At 54.5% G+C, this 17226-nt stretch carries 16 protein-coding genes and 1 pseudogene; 7 read left to right on the forward strand and 10 right to left on the reverse strand.

The features are described from left to right. Nucleotides 1–125: 125 nt before the first annotated feature. The 6 genes from ACR0AI_RS09750 to ACR0AI_RS09775 form a co-directional block, all read right to left on the reverse strand. Nucleotides 126–812 (reverse strand): ABC transporter ATP-binding protein, encoded by a 687-nt coding sequence (locus ACR0AI_RS09750; RefSeq protein WP_480673590.1) that lies wholly within the window; start codon nt 810–812, stop codon nt 126–128. Beyond that, nucleotides 809–1558: an ABC transporter ATP-binding protein gene (locus ACR0AI_RS09755; RefSeq protein ID WP_480673588.1), complete on the reverse strand. Its 750-nt coding sequence runs from the start codon at nt 1556–1558 to the stop codon at nt 809–811. Before ACR0AI_RS09755 ends, ACR0AI_RS09750 begins: the two co-directional genes overlap by 4 nt. Further along, nucleotides 1555–2532: a branched-chain amino acid ABC transporter permease gene (locus tag ACR0AI_RS09760; RefSeq protein WP_480673586.1), complete on the reverse strand. Its 978-nt coding sequence runs from the start codon at nt 2530–2532 to the stop codon at nt 1555–1557. Before ACR0AI_RS09760 ends, ACR0AI_RS09755 begins: the two co-directional genes overlap by 4 nt. After that, nucleotides 2529–3449, reverse strand: a complete 921-nt coding sequence (locus tag ACR0AI_RS09765) for a branched-chain amino acid ABC transporter permease (RefSeq protein ID WP_209255376.1) — start codon at nt 3447–3449, stop codon at nt 2529–2531. Before ACR0AI_RS09765 ends, ACR0AI_RS09760 begins: the two co-directional genes overlap by 4 nt. Before the next feature lie 51 nt (nt 3450–3500). Continuing rightward, the gene (locus ACR0AI_RS09770; protein WP_480673583.1) at nt 3501–4634 is read right to left on the reverse strand and encodes an ABC transporter substrate-binding protein; all 1134 of its coding nucleotides are present in this window, start codon (nt 4632–4634) and stop codon (nt 3501–3503) included. 505 nt (nt 4635–5139) lie between these two features. After that, the gene (locus ACR0AI_RS09775) at nt 5140–5808 is read right to left on the reverse strand and encodes a TetR/AcrR family transcriptional regulator (protein WP_480673581.1); all 669 of its coding nucleotides are present in this window, start codon (nt 5806–5808) and stop codon (nt 5140–5142) included. 68 nt (nt 5809–5876) lie between these two features. Between ACR0AI_RS09775 and ACR0AI_RS09780 the strand changes: the two genes are divergently transcribed. The 4 genes from ACR0AI_RS09780 to ACR0AI_RS09795 are packed head-to-tail and all read left to right on the forward strand — an operon-like array spanning nt 5877 to nt 9833. Next, nucleotides 5877–7232 (forward strand): flavin-containing monooxygenase, encoded by a 1356-nt coding sequence (locus tag ACR0AI_RS09780; RefSeq protein WP_480673579.1) that lies wholly within the window; start codon nt 5877–5879, stop codon nt 7230–7232. Then, a complete protein-coding gene (locus ACR0AI_RS09785; protein WP_480673577.1) occupies nt 7229–8131 on the forward strand; it encodes a bile acid:sodium symporter family protein in 903 nt (300 codons plus the stop codon). The genes ACR0AI_RS09780 and ACR0AI_RS09785 overlap by 4 nt, the downstream gene beginning before the upstream one ends. Then, nucleotides 8128–9066, forward strand: coding sequence for an SDR family oxidoreductase (locus ACR0AI_RS09790; protein ID WP_480673575.1), 939 nt, complete (start codon nt 8128–8130; stop codon nt 9064–9066). The genes ACR0AI_RS09785 and ACR0AI_RS09790 overlap by 4 nt, the downstream gene beginning before the upstream one ends. Next, nucleotides 9063–9833: an SDR family NAD(P)-dependent oxidoreductase gene (locus tag ACR0AI_RS09795; RefSeq protein ID WP_480673573.1), complete on the forward strand. Its 771-nt coding sequence runs from the start codon at nt 9063–9065 to the stop codon at nt 9831–9833. Before ACR0AI_RS09790 ends, ACR0AI_RS09795 begins: the two co-directional genes overlap by 4 nt. Nucleotides 9834–9961: 128 nt before the next feature. Here the strand turns inward: ACR0AI_RS09795 and ACR0AI_RS09800 are convergent. The 4 genes and pseudogenes from ACR0AI_RS09800 to ACR0AI_RS09815 form a co-directional block, all read right to left on the reverse strand. After that, nucleotides 9962–10294 (reverse strand): annotated as a pseudogene (locus tag ACR0AI_RS09800) (DDE-type integrase/transposase/recombinase); the annotation flags it as partial. A 446-nt stretch (nt 10295–10740) separates the two neighbouring features. Continuing rightward, the gene (locus ACR0AI_RS09805; RefSeq protein WP_480673571.1) at nt 10741–11067 is read right to left on the reverse strand and encodes an ion channel; all 327 of its coding nucleotides are present in this window, start codon (nt 11065–11067) and stop codon (nt 10741–10743) included. Nucleotides 11068–11099: 32 nt separating this feature from the next. Continuing rightward, nucleotides 11100–12326, reverse strand: coding sequence for an HlyD family secretion protein (locus ACR0AI_RS09810; protein WP_480673569.1), 1227 nt, complete (start codon nt 12324–12326; stop codon nt 11100–11102). Continuing rightward, a complete protein-coding gene (locus tag ACR0AI_RS09815; protein WP_480673567.1) occupies nt 12319–12657 on the reverse strand; it encodes a hypothetical protein in 339 nt (112 codons plus the stop codon). The genes ACR0AI_RS09810 and ACR0AI_RS09815 overlap by 8 nt, the downstream gene beginning before the upstream one ends. 437 nt (nt 12658–13094) lie before the next feature. Here ACR0AI_RS09815 and ACR0AI_RS09820 point away from each other — a divergent pair, with 437 nt between their 5' ends. The 3 genes from ACR0AI_RS09820 to ACR0AI_RS09830 are packed head-to-tail and all read left to right on the forward strand — an operon-like array spanning nt 13095 to nt 17194. Beyond that, on the forward strand, nt 13095–14582 hold the full coding sequence (locus tag ACR0AI_RS09820) for a YfcC family protein (protein ID WP_480701308.1): 1488 nt from the start codon (nt 13095–13097) through the stop codon (nt 14580–14582). A 9-nt stretch (nt 14583–14591) separates the two neighbouring features. Next, nucleotides 14592–15971 (forward strand): amino acid permease, encoded by a 1380-nt coding sequence (locus ACR0AI_RS09825; RefSeq protein ID WP_480673563.1) that lies wholly within the window; start codon nt 14592–14594, stop codon nt 15969–15971. Continuing rightward, entirely contained in the window at nt 15968–17194 is a 1227-nt protein-coding gene (locus tag ACR0AI_RS09830) for an arginine deiminase (protein ID WP_480673561.1), read from the forward strand. The genes ACR0AI_RS09825 and ACR0AI_RS09830 overlap by 4 nt, the downstream gene beginning before the upstream one ends. The last annotated feature ends 32 nt before the right edge of the window (nt 17195–17226 follow it).

Genomic DNA, 17226 nt, shown 5'->3' on the forward strand with positions numbered 1-17226 from the left:
AGCCATCCCATCCGGTTAAAAACAATGCGGTTCGATTCTTGATAGCTGTTCTGATTTTGCGTCGAGCCATCAGTAGCGCTTTGGGGACCGCGTGGTAGCTTTAAAGGCTTGGGCATTTGTACCGACTACACGCCGAGATGCCGCTGGCTGATTTCACTATCCAGATCACCCATTGCGCCTGACCAGACCGATCTGCCTCGCTCAAGGATTGTCGCGCGATCACAGACCGCTCGCAACTCGCTAAGCGATTTGTCAATTACCAGAATTGAAAGACCAGATTCCCGTTTCAGTTGCTCCACAGTCTCCCAGATTTCTCGCCTGATATTTGGCGCGAGCCCTTCCGTGGCCTCATCCAGTATGAGCAAGCGTGGATTGGTAACTAACGCGCGCCCGATGACCAACATTTGCTGCTCTCCGCCTGACAATGAGCCCGCAAGCTGATCGGCGCGTTCGCTGAGTCGCGGGAAAAGCGCAACGACCTTGTCTATATCCCAATGGCCAGGTCGGGACACAGCTACGAGGTTCTCACGCACCGTTAGATCGCGAAATGCGCGGCGGCCTTCGGGGACAAGGCCGATGCCCAACCTTGCCACTTGGTGGCTCGACAGTCTGCGAATGTCGGTGCCAGCAAACTCCATCGAGCCTTTGCTTCCGATCATTCTGCAAATAGCGCGAACGGTGGTCGTCTTGCCCATACCATTGCGCCCCATAAGGGCGACGACTTGGCCCGCTTCGATCGTCAGATCAACGCCAAAGAGGGCTTGGCTCTTGCCATAGCTTGCGACTAGGTCGGAGATGGAAAGAAGGCTCATGGGTTCTCTCCAAGATAGGCGCGCTGAACTAGTGGATTTTTGCGAATATCTTCGACTGATCCGGTTGCAATCACGCGTCCGTAATCAAGAACCGTTATTCGGTCAGCCAATTTGAAAACGACATCCATGTCGTGTTCCACAAGTAGGATCGGGGCCTGATTTCGCAAGTCGCTCAGCAGGTTCGTAAGCATCTTCGTGCCTTCCGCGCTTAAACCGGCCATTGGCTCGTCCAGTATGAACACCTTTGGTTCAAGGGTCAGCGCAACTGCGACTTCCAGTTGGCGGCGCTGACCATGGCTGAGTTCGCCTGTTCGCTTGTCTGCAAAGTCGATCAGGTCCACGCGACGCAATGCATTCTCTGCGTGATCGCGCAGGTTTTTGTCGCCAAGAACGGGCAGGAAGAATTGCCAGGGTCGGCCTTTGGCCCCAAGCGCGCCCAGCATGGCGTTCTGCAAGACGGTGTCCTCTGATGCAAGAGCGGAAATCTGGAAGGTGCGTCCGAGCCCGAGCCTTGCCCGGTTTTTCGTTGTCTCATGGGTGATATCCTGGCCCAGAAGGCGAACCGAACCCGCGTCAGACTTCAGGCCGCCGCAGATCTGAGCGATGAGCGTTGATTTACCAGCCCCGTTTGGGCCGATCACAGCGTGCACTTCGCGGGGCCTCACGTCCAATGTCACGTCGTCATTTGCAATCAGGGCGCCAAAGCGTCTAGTGAGACCTTCAACTTCCAACACGGGCCGCATCATCGGTCAGACCTTCCCGTAAAGACGCCGTACAGGCCGCCGCGGGCGAAAAGGACGACCACCAGCAAAAGCAGACCAAGAAAGAATAGGAAATATTCGCTAATGCCTCCAAGCGCGTGCTCGAGTACGACGAACAGAGTCGCGCCTGCAACTGGCCCGAACGTCCGGCCCAACCCTCCGAGGACTATGAAAACGATCAGTTCACCTGACATCTGCCAGCTGAACATCGTCGGACTGACGAAGCGATTAAGATCGGCAAAAAGGGCCCCCGCGAGCCCACAGATCATGCCGGAAATCACCAACGCTATCAGTCTCAGCCGAAACGGATCAAGCCCGACCGCCTCCACCCGCTCGGGACTTTGCCGCGCTGCGTTTAACGCAAGCCCAAAGGGAGATTTTACGAGCCGCACGTTTAGCCAAAGGACTAGGCTCAGAATTGCAAAACAGATCCCGAAGAACTGTATGGGATCAAGCGTGTTCGTCCCCGGGAACGAATTTCGAATGTAAATGGAAAGGCCGTCTTCTCCGCCATAGGCAGGCCAGCTGATTGCGAAGAAAAAAAACATCTGTCCGAAGGCAAGCGTGATCATGATGAAATACACGCCGGAAGTTCGAAGCGACAGAAGCCCGATTATAAAGGCGGCAACACCTGAAAACAGTATTGCCACCAACCAGATCACAGGCATGAGCTTGGTTCCAGAAATCGTGAAAGGCCATTCCATCAATGGCGAATACGTCTGAGCGTGAAACGCCAGAATACCCATCGCATAGCCGCCAATCCCAAAGAAGACCGCGTGCCCGAGGCTCACGAGCCCTCCTAGACCAAGCGCGATATTGAGACCAACCGCGGCCAGAGCGAAGATGACCGCGCGGGTCGCCAACGTAATTGTGAAGGGTTCATCCGAGACCCAAGCCCAAAGCGGCACACAAAGAAGCAGGCTCATCAGAATGGCGTTTAGTGCTTTTTCCGGGATCATGCGCGCGCCCCGAACAGCCCGGTGGGTCTCCAGATCAGCACGCCAGCCATAAGAACGTAAATCGACATTGACGCTAGTGCCGAACCAGTCGACGTCGCAACGTCCGGCGCCACGAACAGTTTGAACAGTTCCGGCAAAAAGATGCCGCCCAGGGTATCGGTCAATCCAACCAGCAAACTGCCGATAAGCGCCCCCCGAATGGACCCGATACCCCCGATCACTATAACGACGAAAGCGAGGATCAGGATCGGCTCACCCATTCCGATCTGGACCGACTGGATAGCACCTACAAGTGCTCCCGCCAATCCGGCGAGCGCTGCTCCGAGCGCGAAGACAAACGTGTACAAGCTCCCAATATCAACGCCGAGTGCTGCAATCATTTCGCGGTCATTTTCTCCGGCACGAATCTGAATGCCAATGCGGGTCCGTGAGATGAAGAGCCACAGCCCAACCGCCACCAAAAGCCCTACTAGGATGAGCACGAGGCGATAGAGCGGGTACTGAATGCCGCCTGGCAATGAAACGGGACCGGACAGATAGCTCGGAATATCGAGAAACAGCGGGAATGAACCGAAGATCCATCGCGTACCCTCAGAGAAAATCAGTATCAGCGCAAAAGTCGCAAGCACTTGCTCGAGGTGATCGCGGGCATAGAGCCGGCGAATGACTGCCAATTCGACGATAACCCCGGCCATAGCCGCCGCAGCAATGGCGGCCGCAACAGCCGCCAAGAAAGACCCCGTCGCCGCAGCGGCCGCCGCAGCCGCAAAAGCCCCGACCATGTAGAGCGATCCGTGCGCAAGATTTATTAGACCCATTACGCCGAAGATAAGCGTCAGGCCTGCTGCCATGAGAAAGAGCATGAAGCCGAACTGTATTCCGTTCAGAATCTGCTCGGCGATAAGGATGAAAGTCACGGTTCGAACAAAACCGGGCCGCCGCCATTTAGTTGGGGGCGGCCCTTCCGATTACATTTTACAATCTGCCGCGTAGGCGTCCGAGTGGTTCTCCAACGCCACACCAATGATCCGGTTGGTGAATACATCCCCTTCCTGAATGACTTCGCGCGCATAGATAGTCTGAATTGGATGGTGGTTTGGACCAAACGCAAAGTCGCCACGTGTGCTGTCGAATTCAGCCGCACGCAATGCATCTCTGAACGCGTCTTGATCCGAGACGTCAGCCGATCCGAGCGCCGAAACGATCAACTGTGCCGTGTCGAAGCCCTGGCTTGCGTAGAGAGACGGAAGCCGCCCGTACTCGGCCACAAAGCTTTCAACGAACGCGGCATTTGCTGGATTGTCGATATCCTTGTTCCATTGGCTGGTATTCACAATCCCAAGTGCTGCGGGCCCGACGGCTTGAAGGATGCCCTGATCGAACGAAAACGCCGGTCCCACCACGGGCAAATCAACGCCGCTATCCGCGTATTGCTTAAGAAACGAAATCCCCATTCCACCCGGAAGGAAGAAAAAGACACTGTCTGCGCCGGACGCGCGGATTTGAGCAATCTCGGCCGCATAATCCGTTTGGCCAAGCTCGGTATAAATCTCGCCGGCAAGATCGCCTTGGAAGAACCGCTTGTACCCAGTCAAAGCGTCCTTGCCCGCCGGATAATTCGGGGCGAGGATGAAGCTGTTGCTATGCCCTGCCGTGTTGGCATAGGCGCCGGCTGCTTCGTGCAGGTTGTCGTTCTGCCAGGCGACGTTGAAGTAGTTTTCATGACAGCCCTGACCGGCCAAAGCAGACGGTCCGGCGTTCGGCGACAAATAGAACTTACCTTGGGCCGTTGCCGCCGGAACAACCGCCATTGCGAGGTTCGACCAGATAATGCCCGTCAGGATATCAACCTTCTCGGATTGGATCATCTTGTCAGCAAGCTGCACGGCGACGTCGGGTTTACGCTGATCATCTTCGACGACGACTTCGATGTCATCCCGCCCGGATTGCTTGATACCCAGCATGAAACCGTCGCGCACGTCGATCCCCAAGCCGGCTCCACCACCAGACAGAGTAGTAATCATGCCGACCTTGGTCTCAGCAAATGCCCCTGTGGCCAGCAACCCGATGGATGCGGCAATGGCAATCGATTTATACGTCATAAGTTCCCCCCATGTTATTTCTTACTATCACCGGCTGGATTTACCTGGTCGAATCTGAAGTTGCTACAGCGAGGACCGCTTTCGCAAACAGTTTTTATTGAAATGCTTTCCGCTTCCGAATGGCAATGTCCATTGCAAGCTTTGATTCTTAGAGTCTGAAGTTGATTATCAACACCTAAATCCGCAGATTTTGAGGCCGCATAGCAAGGTGGCGAGGTAAATTAGAGCCCATGATTCCTGATCGCAAGACCATATTTTTTTGCCGAGTCGCGACACGGAGACAACTGTTTCAGTCACCTATTGTCCTACCGGCTAGCCTTAGTCATTCGAGTGATTTGCTCAGATGACAGTTAAGCGCCGCTGAGCGATCGTATAAAAACACAAAACCGAACTTTCAGCTTCCAATGACAGCTTCGGGCGATCGCAGACGCTGTCGAAAGTACGTCCATGCCAGCAACGCCCACTAACACAAGTTCTTCTGGCAAGACCGAGGCGCTGCTGTCAATCACTCCGCTTTCTGCAAACTGCCGATTAAGCCTGCCTCACAGAAACTCAAAAGGTTCAAGGTCATGCTCTCGCGATCCGCCTCGCCAATGTTTCCGCTTAGGGCCAAAATTCGCCACTGCGACGTACACAGGGCGAGCATTGAAGACACGGCAAACACCAACGCACCCGCAACTCGTTCTGGACTAGCCTCAGGGTGTTTTGAGCACAGCTTTTCTACAACCCTCATGGCCACCGGATCAAAGTGGGTTTGAGCCAATTCTCTCCACCGCGTATCAGCTGAGACAATCGCCACTATTCGTGCATAAGCAAGCCACTGAGGATCTCCACTGAAGGCTCGCGAAACGAGCGGCAGCATGAAGGCTGACAACAAATCACCGACACTCCAGTCCGACTGCGCGTCCAACAATTCAATTCTAGAGAGTCGCTCTTCAGAAAGTTCGGAAGCTCGACGCGCCACTATACGCTCGAACAACTCTTCTTTAGGACCCCCGTGAAAATTCACGTTGGCTTTCTGAACACCTGCGCGTTCAGCAATGTCTCGAATTGAAGCGCCCTCGAATCCCCTCTCAGCAAAAACCTGTTCTGCAGCGTCGAAGATTCGTTCTCTCGCGGCGACGGATCGCTGCGACGGAGCTCTTTTTCTTTCTTTTACAGCATGTTGTGGCATCTCAAAAACCAGTTTGCCTTATTTAGAACGTTCGTTCAAGATAAATACTGTCGCAGGAGGAGACGCGAATGGAACAGGCGCAGGTGAGAGCGGGCCAGCTGGTTGAGGCAAAGGCCCGCCCCGAAGAGTGTTTTGCTTTGATCGGTGCGGGGCCAATGGGCCTTGCAATGGCAAAGACGCTTGTCGAGCAGGGAGTGCCATTTCAAGGATTTGAACTGGCCGATGATGTGGGTGGTCTGTGGAACATCGATGCACCTCGGTCCACGATGTACGAGACCGCCCATCTCATTTCTTCCAAGCGCATGACGGAATTCACCGATTTCCCGATGCTAGAGGATACGGCAGAATATCCGTCACATCGCGAAATGAAGACCTATTTCCAAGACTTCGCAAAAGCGTTTGACCTGTATCAGCACTTTCATTTCGGAGCCGAAGTTCTGAAGACCGAACCATTGGAACGCGGCGGATGGGAAATAACCTGGCGAGACAATACCGGCACCCATCATATCCAAAACTTCGCAGGGTTAATGATTGCCAACGGTACGCTGTCGGAACCGAACATGCCGGATTTCCAGGGTGAATTCACAGGTGAGCTCATCCATGCGTCCGAGTACCGCTATCCCACCCAATTTGCCGGTAAGCGCGTTCTGGTTGTTGGTGCGGGCAACTCCGGTTGCGACATCGCAGTCGATGCCATTCACCACGGCGTTTCTTGCGACCTCTCTATGCGCCGCGGGTACTACTTTGTTCCCAAATATGTCTTCGGAGTCCCCGCCGACACAATGGGGGGTAAGATCCGCCTGCCCATGTGGCTGAAGCGAAAAGTCGACGGCGCGATCCTGAAATGGTTTGTCGGTGATCCGCAGAAATACGGGTTTCCGAAACCGGATTACGCTCTCTACGAGTCGCATCCTGTGGTCAATTCCCTCATTTTGTTCCACGCGGGTCATGGCGACCTGAAAGTCCGTCCGGATATCGAGCGCTTGGGCGGCAAAACCGTTCATTTCAGCGATGGAACCTCGGCTGAATACGACATGATAATGGCCGCGACTGGGTATCAACTGCACTACCCATTCATCGACCAGAAACATCTGAATTGGAAAGGTTCCGCACCTCACCTCTATCTAAATTGCATGCACCCTGAACGAGATGACCTGTTTGTTCTCGGCATGGTCGAAGCGTCGGGATTGGGCTGGCAAGGACGTCATGAGCAGGCCGAAATGGTCGCTCGCTACATCGCTGGATTGCGGTCAGGCAACTCCGCGGCGCAGGCAATCCGCTCTACCAAGTCCGATGGGTATGAGAGAGCGACAGGAGGTATGAACTACATCGACCTTCCGCGCATGGCCTACTACGTGGACAAAGCGACCTATCGGCGGGAGGTAACGGGTCAAATCGCGGCACTCAAGGCGGCCCGAGCATGAACGGAATAGATCAGGTCGTTCTGAATTTTGATGCCGGAAATCTTAGAGTTCTCAATGCCATCCTAGCGATCGTAATGTTCTCGATTGCGCTGGATTTACGTACGGATGACTTTCGGCGCATTGCAGGTGCACCCAAGCCCCTCATTGTCGGTCTTGCGTCGCAGTTTCTGGTACTTCCAGCGCTTACTTTTCTTATGATTGTCGCACTGCGACCGATGCCATCTGTAGCGATGGGCCTTATCCTCGTTGCTGCGTGCCCTGGTGGGAACATATCAAATTTCATGACCCATCGGGCGAAAGGGAATGTGGCGCTATCGGTTTCAATGACCGCTTTTGCGACGGTCGGAGCCATCCTTGTCACACCGGCAAACATTGCATTTTGGGGTAACCTATATGGTCCGACACGCGAAATCTTGCAGCGCACCGAAATTGACCCGGTCGCCGTCGCAACAACGGTCGGGTTCATGCTGATCCTACCATTGGTTCTCGGGATGCTAGTAAACGCGCGGTTAAAACAATTGGCTGATCGCATCCGCCGCCCAATGCAATGGCTCTCAATGGCTATCTTTATTGCCTTCATTGTGCTCGCGCTGGCTGCCAATTGGGCGAACTTCCTTCAGGTCGCCGGAACAGTCATAGGTCTCGTTATTGTCCACAATACGCTGGCATTCCTCGGCGGGTATACAACGGCGACGATCACAGGGTTGTCCGAGCGGGATCGCCGTTCAGTTACCATCGAAACAGGTATTCAGAATTCAGGACTGGGGCTCATCCTGATCTTCGCCTTTTTTGGCGGGATGGGCGGTATGGCTGTTGCCGCTGCCTTGTGGGGCATATGGCATGCGATTTCTGGATTGGCGCTTGCGGGCTACTTCGCAAGGCGGGAGGTGCCGGTATGAGGCGCCTTCTCATCACTGGCGCTGCAGGTGCAGTTGGAACAGCGTTGCTAAGTCGACTGGCGCAGAAGGACAACTACGCCGTCATAGCTACGGATATCCGAGAACCCGTGAATTTGCCGCCAAACGCGCGGTTCATCCAGATGGATGTGACCAGTAGCGACCCACACGACGTCATCATGTCAGAACGCCCCGACACGGTCGTGCATCTTGCTTCGATCGTAACCCCCGGGCCAGACACAACGCGAGACCTCGAGTACCAGGTCGATGTTGAGGGCACCCGCAAAGTTCTCGATGCCGCCATCTCCGCGGGAGTAAAGCGACTGGTCGTTACGTCCTCAGGCGCGGCCTATGGCTATCACGCCGACAATCCAGCGCTATTGCGAGAAACAGACGCAATTCGCGGCAATCAGGAATTCGCCTATTCTTGGCACAAAAGACTGGTCGAGGAGATGTTGGCAGACGCGAGAGAAACGGCCCCAGATTTAGAGCAAGTCGTATTGAGGGTTGGGACGGTTCTCGGGAACCATATCGAGAATCAGATAACGTCTCTGTTCCAAAAGCCTCGCCTACTTGGGCTGAAAGGTTCTGAGAGCCCCTTTGTCTTCATATGGGACAAGGACCTGGCAGAAATACTGCTGCGCGCATCGACAAACGGGCCTGCGGGAGTTTTCAACGTCTCTGGCGACGGTGCGCTTACTGTTTCCCAAATCGCCAAGGCCATGGGCAAGACTGTGCGCTGGTTGCCGCCAAAGTTGGTCAAGATGGCACTGGCCGTGGCCCGACCCGTAGGGCTTTCTCGCTATGGTCCTGAACAAGTTCGATTTCTGCAGTTTCGGCCAGTGCTGGACAACACTGCACTTAAGGTGAAGTTCGGCTATCAACCCAAATACTCAAGCGCCGAAGCATTTAAGCTCTGGTGGGAGCACGCGAAGTGAAAAAAACTGCAGCCATAACTGGTGGTGCTGGCGGCCTGGGGCAAGCTTTTTCTGAAGCATTGCGAGAACAAGGTTGGCATACCGCTATCATTGACCTGCCAGGCCCGCGCCTGGACGGTTTGGTGGATGGCAAAAATCTTAGTCTCTACGCTTGCGACCTAACAAAACCTAAGCAGTGTGCTGATACATGCTCTCAGATTTTGAAGGACAGGCCTTCAATTGACATGGTTATTTACAACGCAGGGGTTACACAAATCTCGGCGTTTGCCGACAGTGACATGAACTCACATCGCGACCTTTTTGAGATCAACTATTTTTCAGCGGTTGAGTGCGCTCGGCATTTCTTACTTCCATTAAGGAAGTCCAAGGGAACGCATCTGGCGATCTCATCAGTCGCGGGGTTTGCGCCGCTTTTCCATAGAACTGCCTACGCCGCCAGCAAGCATGCAATGGAAGGGTTTTTTAAGTCTCTGAGAGCCGAGGAAACCAGTCACGGGGTGTCCGTTACTATTGCTGCTCCCTCCTTTGTTGCAACGAACATCGGGCAAACCGAAAGAGATGCTAAGGGTTTCGCCCGTCCGGGATCCGCAACTGACGGTGTTGACTATATGACGCCACAAAACGCAGCCCAGATCATTCTTCACGGGTGTCGAAAACGAAAAGCATTTGTGCCCGTTGGTCGAGTTGCAACTCTATCGAACGCTATGAACCGGCTAGCTCCTGCGCTCTTCTTCCGCCAAATGATGCGAACAATTGGAAAGAGCTAGCTCTCGGAGGATGCTGTCAGAGGAATTCGAACTGGTCTCAACTGAGCCAGCAGAGCTTTCCTTCATGCCTCGCCAAGTTTGGGCCACTTGACGAGAGCAGTGGCGCGTTTCAGCTTGAAGGCACCTCAACTGGTGAGAGATCGCTCCGGCTTAAAGTGGTTGTAGACGGAGGAGTGGACGGCGCCGAATTTCTGAAAACTTTGCAAACGCCTGAATCGCTGTATTGCGCATTCCCTTCATTGGAACGGAAGGTGTGAGTTCTCACCCTCTGTTATTAAACCAACTGCCCGTCTTCTGATTTTCCGTCGCACCGAGATCTCTGAGCGCGGCTCGGTTTATCGCGAAGCTATCAGTAACACTTTATACGCAGCACCATATCGGCGCATCAATTTCCAGGTAAGCTTCAGTGCTGCCCGCTTGTTATGAAGTTTGACGACAACGGCTTCAAAAACCTCGCCCTTCACACTCCGGCAGACAGTTTGGTTTGATCTGAGTTCTCTTTCAGAGAGTCAGAGTTGACTTATAGGTGGTATTGCGAAGCAGACTGCTACTGCTGATCTGCCATGTGGCGAACGCGGGAGGGGGCGAGGCAACGCTATTCGACAGCGGTGTCGCTTTTCGCAGGTACAACCGAAGACACGGCGCTGTCACAAAGGTTGCTCAAGAGGGAGCGCAGTGACCTCATCCTGACGGTCAAGGGCGTTTGGCTTGCCCAAATTCCGTTGGCCCGCGATAGAAAAATGATGGGAAAAAGGGCCTGCCACCATTTACGATTGAACCCTTCTGCCAACATTCAAAAGTTAATAGGGCAACACAGCCGGCACTCGTTACGGGTGCAGCATTAGCCGTCATTGACGGCCGCCACGCAGATAAATCGGTCATTCGCGGTTCTTGAAACCTACACATATCAAAATTCGATATTCATCGATGTCTCGACTGCATGTACACCTATTCCTACAACAATCCCTGCAAAGATAAGCCCAACAAATGCGTTAATAACCGATAAAGCTCGGCTCGCGGGTTTCTCCGGCTTTATGTCTCCGTAGCCAACGGTAGTTGCGTTTATGAAGGCATGGTAAAGGCTCGCTCCGGTCGACCAGCCTTCGATCCGACCAATTGATATCCCGAGCACGCACACCAAAACCAACAAGAATACGAGTATCGGTGACAGGTAGATCAGGTCCCAAAGGAAAACTGAAAGAAACGTGCAAATGTAGCCGGCGTCGCAACCCATAGCGAAACTCTACCTCACTGCCAGTTGTGGGCCTAGTTGAATACCAATGTCTTAACAGGAAGCAGAATGGCCTGCGCACGCAAGACAATTGCATTTGCTATACCCATGCCATCCACAATCCTTGCGATGAAGGCAGACAGGCCCGTGATCTCACCAGCGTCGATCTCCTTTGCTCGGCTCGTGTACGCAACGCCCACGCACGCACTACCTGGCGGGAAGCTATCAAGATGCTGAGGAAAAATAGGTGCTAGGAACGCTGTAACTGTACCGGGTCGCGCTCGATCCTGCTGATCCAACAGCGTATCACCCGGTCGGAACTGCCCCGCGGCAATCGCCCCTTGCACGTCATCGACAACCATCGGGACTATGGTCAACGGTTTAGACGCGCAGGTAATTTCCACCAGCATACCTGGCTTTAGTACACTGGCAGAAATCTGACCAAAAGCTGCGATAAAACGCCCCTGTCCCGTAACCTCAGGCACCAAAATCCCGGCAGGGCGTAGTATTGGATTAACGATATCACCCGGCTTGAGGAGAAATTGTGTTACCGTCCCATCCACCTCGGCAAAAACGGTGGATTTTGATATCTCGTTCTCAGCCTCTCTCAAAACCGCACGCGCAGTTTCAAGCTGTGCAGGGAGAAGGGTGGTTTGGCGCAATTTGGCACCGTCTAACGAGGCAATAGCGGCTGCGCGCTGACTTTCTGCGCCGGTCACTGCGGTTTGCAACCGTTCCAGTTCCTGCTCACTAACAACGGTGTTGTTTCGCCCCGCAAGCTCCAGGCGTCGCTCCAAATCACTCGTCGCCTGAGCAAGGTCAGCTTCTGTCGCTTCAACCCTGGCGGTGGCATTCGCAACTTCCGTTGCGGTCAGGCCTAAAGCCGCCTCAATCTCTTCGATACGTCGCTGCGCCGTTTCCGCTGCCGCCGCCTGCCGTGTGGTGTCCAGTCGGAAAATCGGCTCGCCAGCCATAACGTCCTCATTATTGGCAACGTAGACCTCCGCGACCCGCCCCACGCGATCTGACAGAATGGTAACTGTTCGAAATGCAGCTGAGACATTCCGCGTTGAAGGGTGGAAATAGAAGATCACCGTGATCAGCGTCACAGCCAATATTGCACAGGCGGTCAAACCCCACCGCAATTCATACCAGACATTGAAGAGGGTAATTTCCTGGCCCCACCGCTTGCCCTGCTTGTAGCGGCGATAAAGGTAGTCCGGGACGATTGTAATCAGTGCAGAGAAGACCAACTCAAGCATCGTGGCTCTCCGACAAGTCTACTTCGGTCTTGAGCGGAAAGATTTCATGCAAGGGCACGGCGGCGATCAGAATTGCTGCGATCCAGAAAGCGTTGTTGAGGGTGAAGAGGGAGATCAATCCAAGCACACCGACTAACTGCATTTGCACTTTGTGAGCACCTGCTGCCATGCGGTCTGGAATGGCCTGTACGGTGAAGTAAAGCGCACCAAAACCCAGCAGCACTATGACTAGAACCAACCCAACAACGATCAGAAAACCGTCTGTCTCCCCCGGGGGTGTTACCCAAAATGGGAGCCTTGCCATTGCCTCATCAGAAATAGAACTGTTCACCTGCCCCTTCCCCGCATTCAGGTAATCACATTCGAATATAACTTATTGAAATCAAGAAAACCAATTTGCCTTGACGCTTTGGGATTTTTTCAAACGCATCATAGCAAACTTGGCTAAACCACTAGGCTTTGAAACTCGGTTGCAGACCATATACCAGGAAAATGTTCAGAATATTGTAGGGTCCGCTTTGGGGTCGGACCTGCCGAATGCGTCCGTAGCATTCAACTGGCACAGCAGTGGCCGCTCAGGGCTCTTGCGACCAGCCGAGGCAAACCGCGGAGAAAGTCGTTTTTGAGTTCGTGGCAGACATTGCTCGAGTGTTCGACTACCTCGCGTTTTACGAAAGTGACAAGTCGCCGCGTTAGTACTAAGTTGAGACATAAATATTCAAATATTTGACTGCCCAGTTTCTCAGCTTCACCCAGCGCGAGTTTCATATGTCCAAGTTCAAATTTCCTACCGCCTTTACCATTCTGTTCATACTGATTGCCGTCGTGGCCGCCCTTACATGGGTTATTCCGGCCGGTGAGTACGACCGTCAGCTGAACGAAGCTCTAGGCAGTGAAGCGCCTGTCCCGGGCACCTACCACGAAGTCGAGCCGAACCCCCAAGGACTTACGGCAGTTATCCTTGCCCCGATTGCAGGTATGTACGATCCTGGTCTTCTGGGAAGTTCATCCAGCGCGGCGATTGATGTCGCTTTGTTTGTTTTAGTCATCGGCGGTTTCCTGATGGTTGTCACCAAGACAGGAGCTATCGACGCCGGCATCGGTTGGTTGCTGCACAGGTTGGCAGGGCGGGAAATCCTGATGATCCCAATCCTGATGATCGCCTTTGCCTTTGGCGGGACAAGCTATGGCATGGCCGAAGAATCCCTCGCGTTCTACGCTCTGATCATTCCGGTTTTTATTCGGGCAGGGTACGACTCCTTGACCGGGGTTGCGGTGATCATGCTAGGCGCAGGCATTGGGACCCTGGGCTCAACCTTCAACGCATTTGCGACAGTTGTTGCCTCGCAAGGTGCGGGTATTCCGTTCACGAACGGGATCGTTCTTAGGTTCATTATCCTTGTCCTTTGTCTTGTTGCGGGCATCGCATTCGTCATGCGATACGCATCACGCGTGAAAGCCGACCCGTCATTGTCCGTGGTGGCCGATCAGGCCGAGGAAAACCGGGCGCATTTCCTAAAGGGTTCGGAAGGCGATGATACGTTCCCCGAGATGACCAAGACGCGTTCGATCATTCTGGTTCTTTTCGGGATTACCTTCGCCATCATGATCTATGGTGTTGTCGCGCTGGGGTGGTGGATGGCCGAGATGTCCGGTCTCTTCCTGGTGATGTCCATCATCGTTTGGTGGGTCGGGAAAACGGATGAAGGGTCCAGAATGGACGAAGGGACCTTTGTGGAAACCTTCGTTGATGGCGCGCGCGATTTGCTGGGCGTTGCCCTGATCATTGGCGTCGCGCGCGGTGTTGTCGTCATTATGGACGCGGGCAAAATCACCGACACAATCCTCGCCGGAGCCGAGGGGTTTGTCTCGGGGCTGAGCGAGTTTGCTTTTATCAACGCGATGTTTGGCATTCAGATCTTGATGTCATTCCTGGTGCCGTCCTCGTCAGGGCTGGCCACGCTTTCGATGCCGATCATGGCACCACTGGCAGACTTTGCGGGCGTCGGTCGTGACCTGGTGGTTACAGCGTATCAGTCAGCAAACGGATGGGTGAACCTGTTCAACCCGACATTTGCCGTCGTCATGGGAGGGCTAGCCATTGGTCGTGTGTCATATGACCGGTGGCTGCGCTTTGTTTTCCCGCTGCTCGTAATTCTAGCCGTGATCATCTGCGCCGCGCTCACCGTTGGCGCCATAACTGATCCGGGGATCGACGGGCCCGCAACCGAGACTTCAGACACAACATCGAACTGAGCCGTCGCAATGACCGATCGCTCCGCTCCAGAGACGACTTCGAAATCGGGTGCCCTTGGGGTGACGGCTTGTATCGCTTTGGTTGTCGGAAACATGATTGGGTCAGGAGTGTTCCTTCTGCCGGCCTCACTTGCGCCGTTTGGGCCAATTGCAATCGGCGGATGGATCCTAACATCGGCCGGGGCACTGGTTCTGGCGATAATTTTCGGCAGGTTGTCACGGATCGTTTCAAAACCCGGTGGCCCTTATGCCTATTCGCAAGAAGCATTCGGAGACTTTGCAGGTTTCATAATTGCCTGGGGGTATTGGATCGCGCTTTGGACCGGGAACGCAGCTGTTGCTGTCGCGTTGGTGGGTTATTTGGGGTTCCTGTTTCCAATTATCATCGAAGTGCCAATGTACGGCCTATCGACCGCGTTGGTCGCGATTTGGACGCTTACTTTGGTAAATATCCGAGGCGTTGAAGGGGCCGGTTTGGTTCAGATCGTGACCACCGTGCTCAAACTCGCGCCTCTGATCCTGATTGGCACGTTGGGTATCTTCTGGATCGAAACAGAGAACTACATCCCGGTTAACCAAAGCGGTACGACGGCCTTTACGGCGATCTCGGCTGCGGCAGCCCTGACGCTCTGGGCCTATTTGGGCCTCGAGTCTGCGACCGTTCCATCTGGCGACGTTATCGAGCCGGAAAAGACCATCCCGCGCGCCACGGTCATCGGCGTGATTATCGCGGCCAGCGTCTATATAGCGGTGACCGCCGTTTCGATGGGCGTCATTCCTGCCGAGTTGCTGGCTATTTCTGCCGCACCGCTGGCAGCAGTCGGCGAAGTTATGTTTGGCACCGTTGGTGGTATACTCGTGGCCGTAGGTGCGGTGATATCTACCTTCGGAACTCTGAACGGTTTCACACTGCTCAGTGGCCAGGTCCCCTATGGCGCTGCTTTGGATCGCGTTTTTCCTGCAGCCCTAGGCCGGAAATCCAAATTCGGAACGCCTGCTAACGCTCTGATATTGTCGAACGCCCTGGCCTCCGTTCTGATCATAATGAACTATGCTCAAGGGCTGGTCGCCGCATTCAACTTTGTTATTCTACTTGCTGTTGTCGCAAGCCTATTGCCCTATGCCATCTGTTCCGTGGCCGAGATCATGATCCGGCTAAAAGGTGGGCAAGTCCTGCATGGCCCAGAATTGGCGAAGGTCGTTGTTCTGGGCGCCCTTGGCTTCATATATTCCGTGTGGGCCTTCGTCGGTTCGGGTGCGGAAACCGTTTTGGTTGGCTCTGTCTTGCTGCTTTTGGGCGTTCCCATCCATGTCTGGGTCCGCTGGAGCCAGGCCAATGACGTTGAAGACATTCAAAAAACAAATAGTTCGAAAGGAGAGTTACAATGAAGCTCGGCGTTCATTCCGAGATCGGAAAGCTCAATAAGGTGATCGTCTCGCGGCCGTCATTGGCGCATGACCGACTGACACCGCGAAACTGCGAAGAGCTTCTTTTCGATGATGTCATCTGGGTCGAACAGGCTCGTAAGGATCACGCTGAATTCTGTTCCTTGATGCGTGAGCGCGGGGTCGAAGTTTACGACATTCAGGACCTTCTGGCAGACGCGATCAGATCAGACCCCTCGGCGCGCGCTTTTCTTCTGGACCGCCTGATCACGCCCAACATGGTCGGTCTGGGCTTCTCCGTCGAAATGCGCGCATGGCTGGACGAGATGGATGCCAAGCTGCTTGCTCGGCATATGCTAGGCGGCATCGTCTTCGCAGACCTTCCCAAAGGCATGATTGATGAGCAGTTCGGCGATCTTGTGTCGCTGGGTGATTTCATTCTTCCGGCCATCCCTAACGCCCAGTTTCAGCGAGACCCCTCCTGCTGGATTTTCGATGGTGTGACCACGAATCCAATGTTCTGGCCTGCTCGTAAGCCGGAAACCTTGATCATGCGAACTGTGTATCGGCACCACAAGATGTTCAAAGACGCCGATTTTGAGTTCTGGTGGGGCGACAGCGACGACGATTTTGGCCTCGCCTCGGTCGAGGGTGGCGATGTGCAGCCGGTGGGCAACGGCACAGTGTTTATCGGCATGGGCGAGCGCACGACCCGACAGGCCGTGGCACAGGTTTCAGAAGCGCTGTTCCGCAAGGGCGGCGCCGAACGTGTTGTCGCCTGTGCGATGCCCAAGAGCCGTGCAGCCATGCATCTGGATACTGTCTTCACTTGCCTCGACCATGACAAGGTCACCGCATTCTCAGAAGTTGCGGACCAGATCACCTGCATCTCGATCCGCCCGGGTGACAGGGGAGATTTAGATATCAACGTTGAAAAAGGGCACCTGTTCGACGTCTACAAAGAAGCCCTGGGGCTGAACTCGCTGGAAGTCATTTCTACCGGTGGCAATGAATTCCAGGCCGAGCGCGAACAATGGGATGACGGCAATAACGTCGTCGCCCTCTCGCCAGGTGTTGTTGTCGGCTATGCGCGCAACACGTTCACGAACGGAAAGATGCGCGCAGCCGGTGTCGAGGTGATCGAAATCTCGGGTCAGGAACTGGGGCGTGGTCGCGGTGGCGGCCACTGCATGACCTGCCCGATCGACCGCGACCCCGCCTATTGAATTTACCATGGGCGCAGCCCCTGCGCCCTCTG

Source organism: Ruegeria sp. BG3 (assembly GCF_056538485.1).

Excerpts from the sequence above, each read along its gene's own strand:
- ACR0AI_RS09750 (WP_480673590.1), bottom strand. The coding sequence starts at position 812 with ATGAGCCTTCTTTCCATCTCCGACCTAGTCGCAAGCTATGGCAAGAGC.
- ACR0AI_RS09755 (WP_480673588.1), bottom strand. The coding sequence starts at position 1,558 with ATGATGCGGCCCGTGTTGGAAGTTGAAGGTCTCACTAGACGCTTTGGC.
- ACR0AI_RS09760 (WP_480673586.1), bottom strand. The coding sequence starts at position 2,532 with ATGATCCCGGAAAAAGCACTAAACGCCATTCTGATGAGCCTGCTTCTT.
- ACR0AI_RS09770 (WP_480673583.1), bottom strand. The coding sequence starts at position 4,634 with ATGACGTATAAATCGATTGCCATTGCCGCATCCATCGGGTTGCTGGCC.
- ACR0AI_RS09775 (WP_480673581.1), bottom strand. The coding sequence starts at position 5,808 with ATGCCACAACATGCTGTAAAAGAAAGAAAAAGAGCTCCGTCGCAGCGA.
- ACR0AI_RS09780 (WP_480673579.1), top strand. The coding sequence starts at position 5,877 with ATGGAACAGGCGCAGGTGAGAGCGGGCCAGCTGGTTGAGGCAAAGGCC.
- ACR0AI_RS09785 (WP_480673577.1), top strand. The coding sequence starts at position 7,229 with ATGAACGGAATAGATCAGGTCGTTCTGAATTTTGATGCCGGAAATCTT.
- ACR0AI_RS09790 (WP_480673575.1), top strand. The coding sequence starts at position 8,128 with ATGAGGCGCCTTCTCATCACTGGCGCTGCAGGTGCAGTTGGAACAGCG.
- ACR0AI_RS09805 (WP_480673571.1), bottom strand. The coding sequence starts at position 11,067 with ATGGGTTGCGACGCCGGCTACATTTGCACGTTTCTTTCAGTTTTCCTT.
- ACR0AI_RS09810 (WP_480673569.1), bottom strand. The coding sequence starts at position 12,326 with ATGCTTGAGTTGGTCTTCTCTGCACTGATTACAATCGTCCCGGACTAC.
- ACR0AI_RS09820 (WP_480701308.1), top strand. The coding sequence starts at position 13,095 with ATGTCCAAGTTCAAATTTCCTACCGCCTTTACCATTCTGTTCATACTG.
- ACR0AI_RS09825 (WP_480673563.1), top strand. The coding sequence starts at position 14,592 with ATGACCGATCGCTCCGCTCCAGAGACGACTTCGAAATCGGGTGCCCTT.
- ACR0AI_RS09830 (WP_480673561.1), top strand. The coding sequence starts at position 15,968 with ATGAAGCTCGGCGTTCATTCCGAGATCGGAAAGCTCAATAAGGTGATC.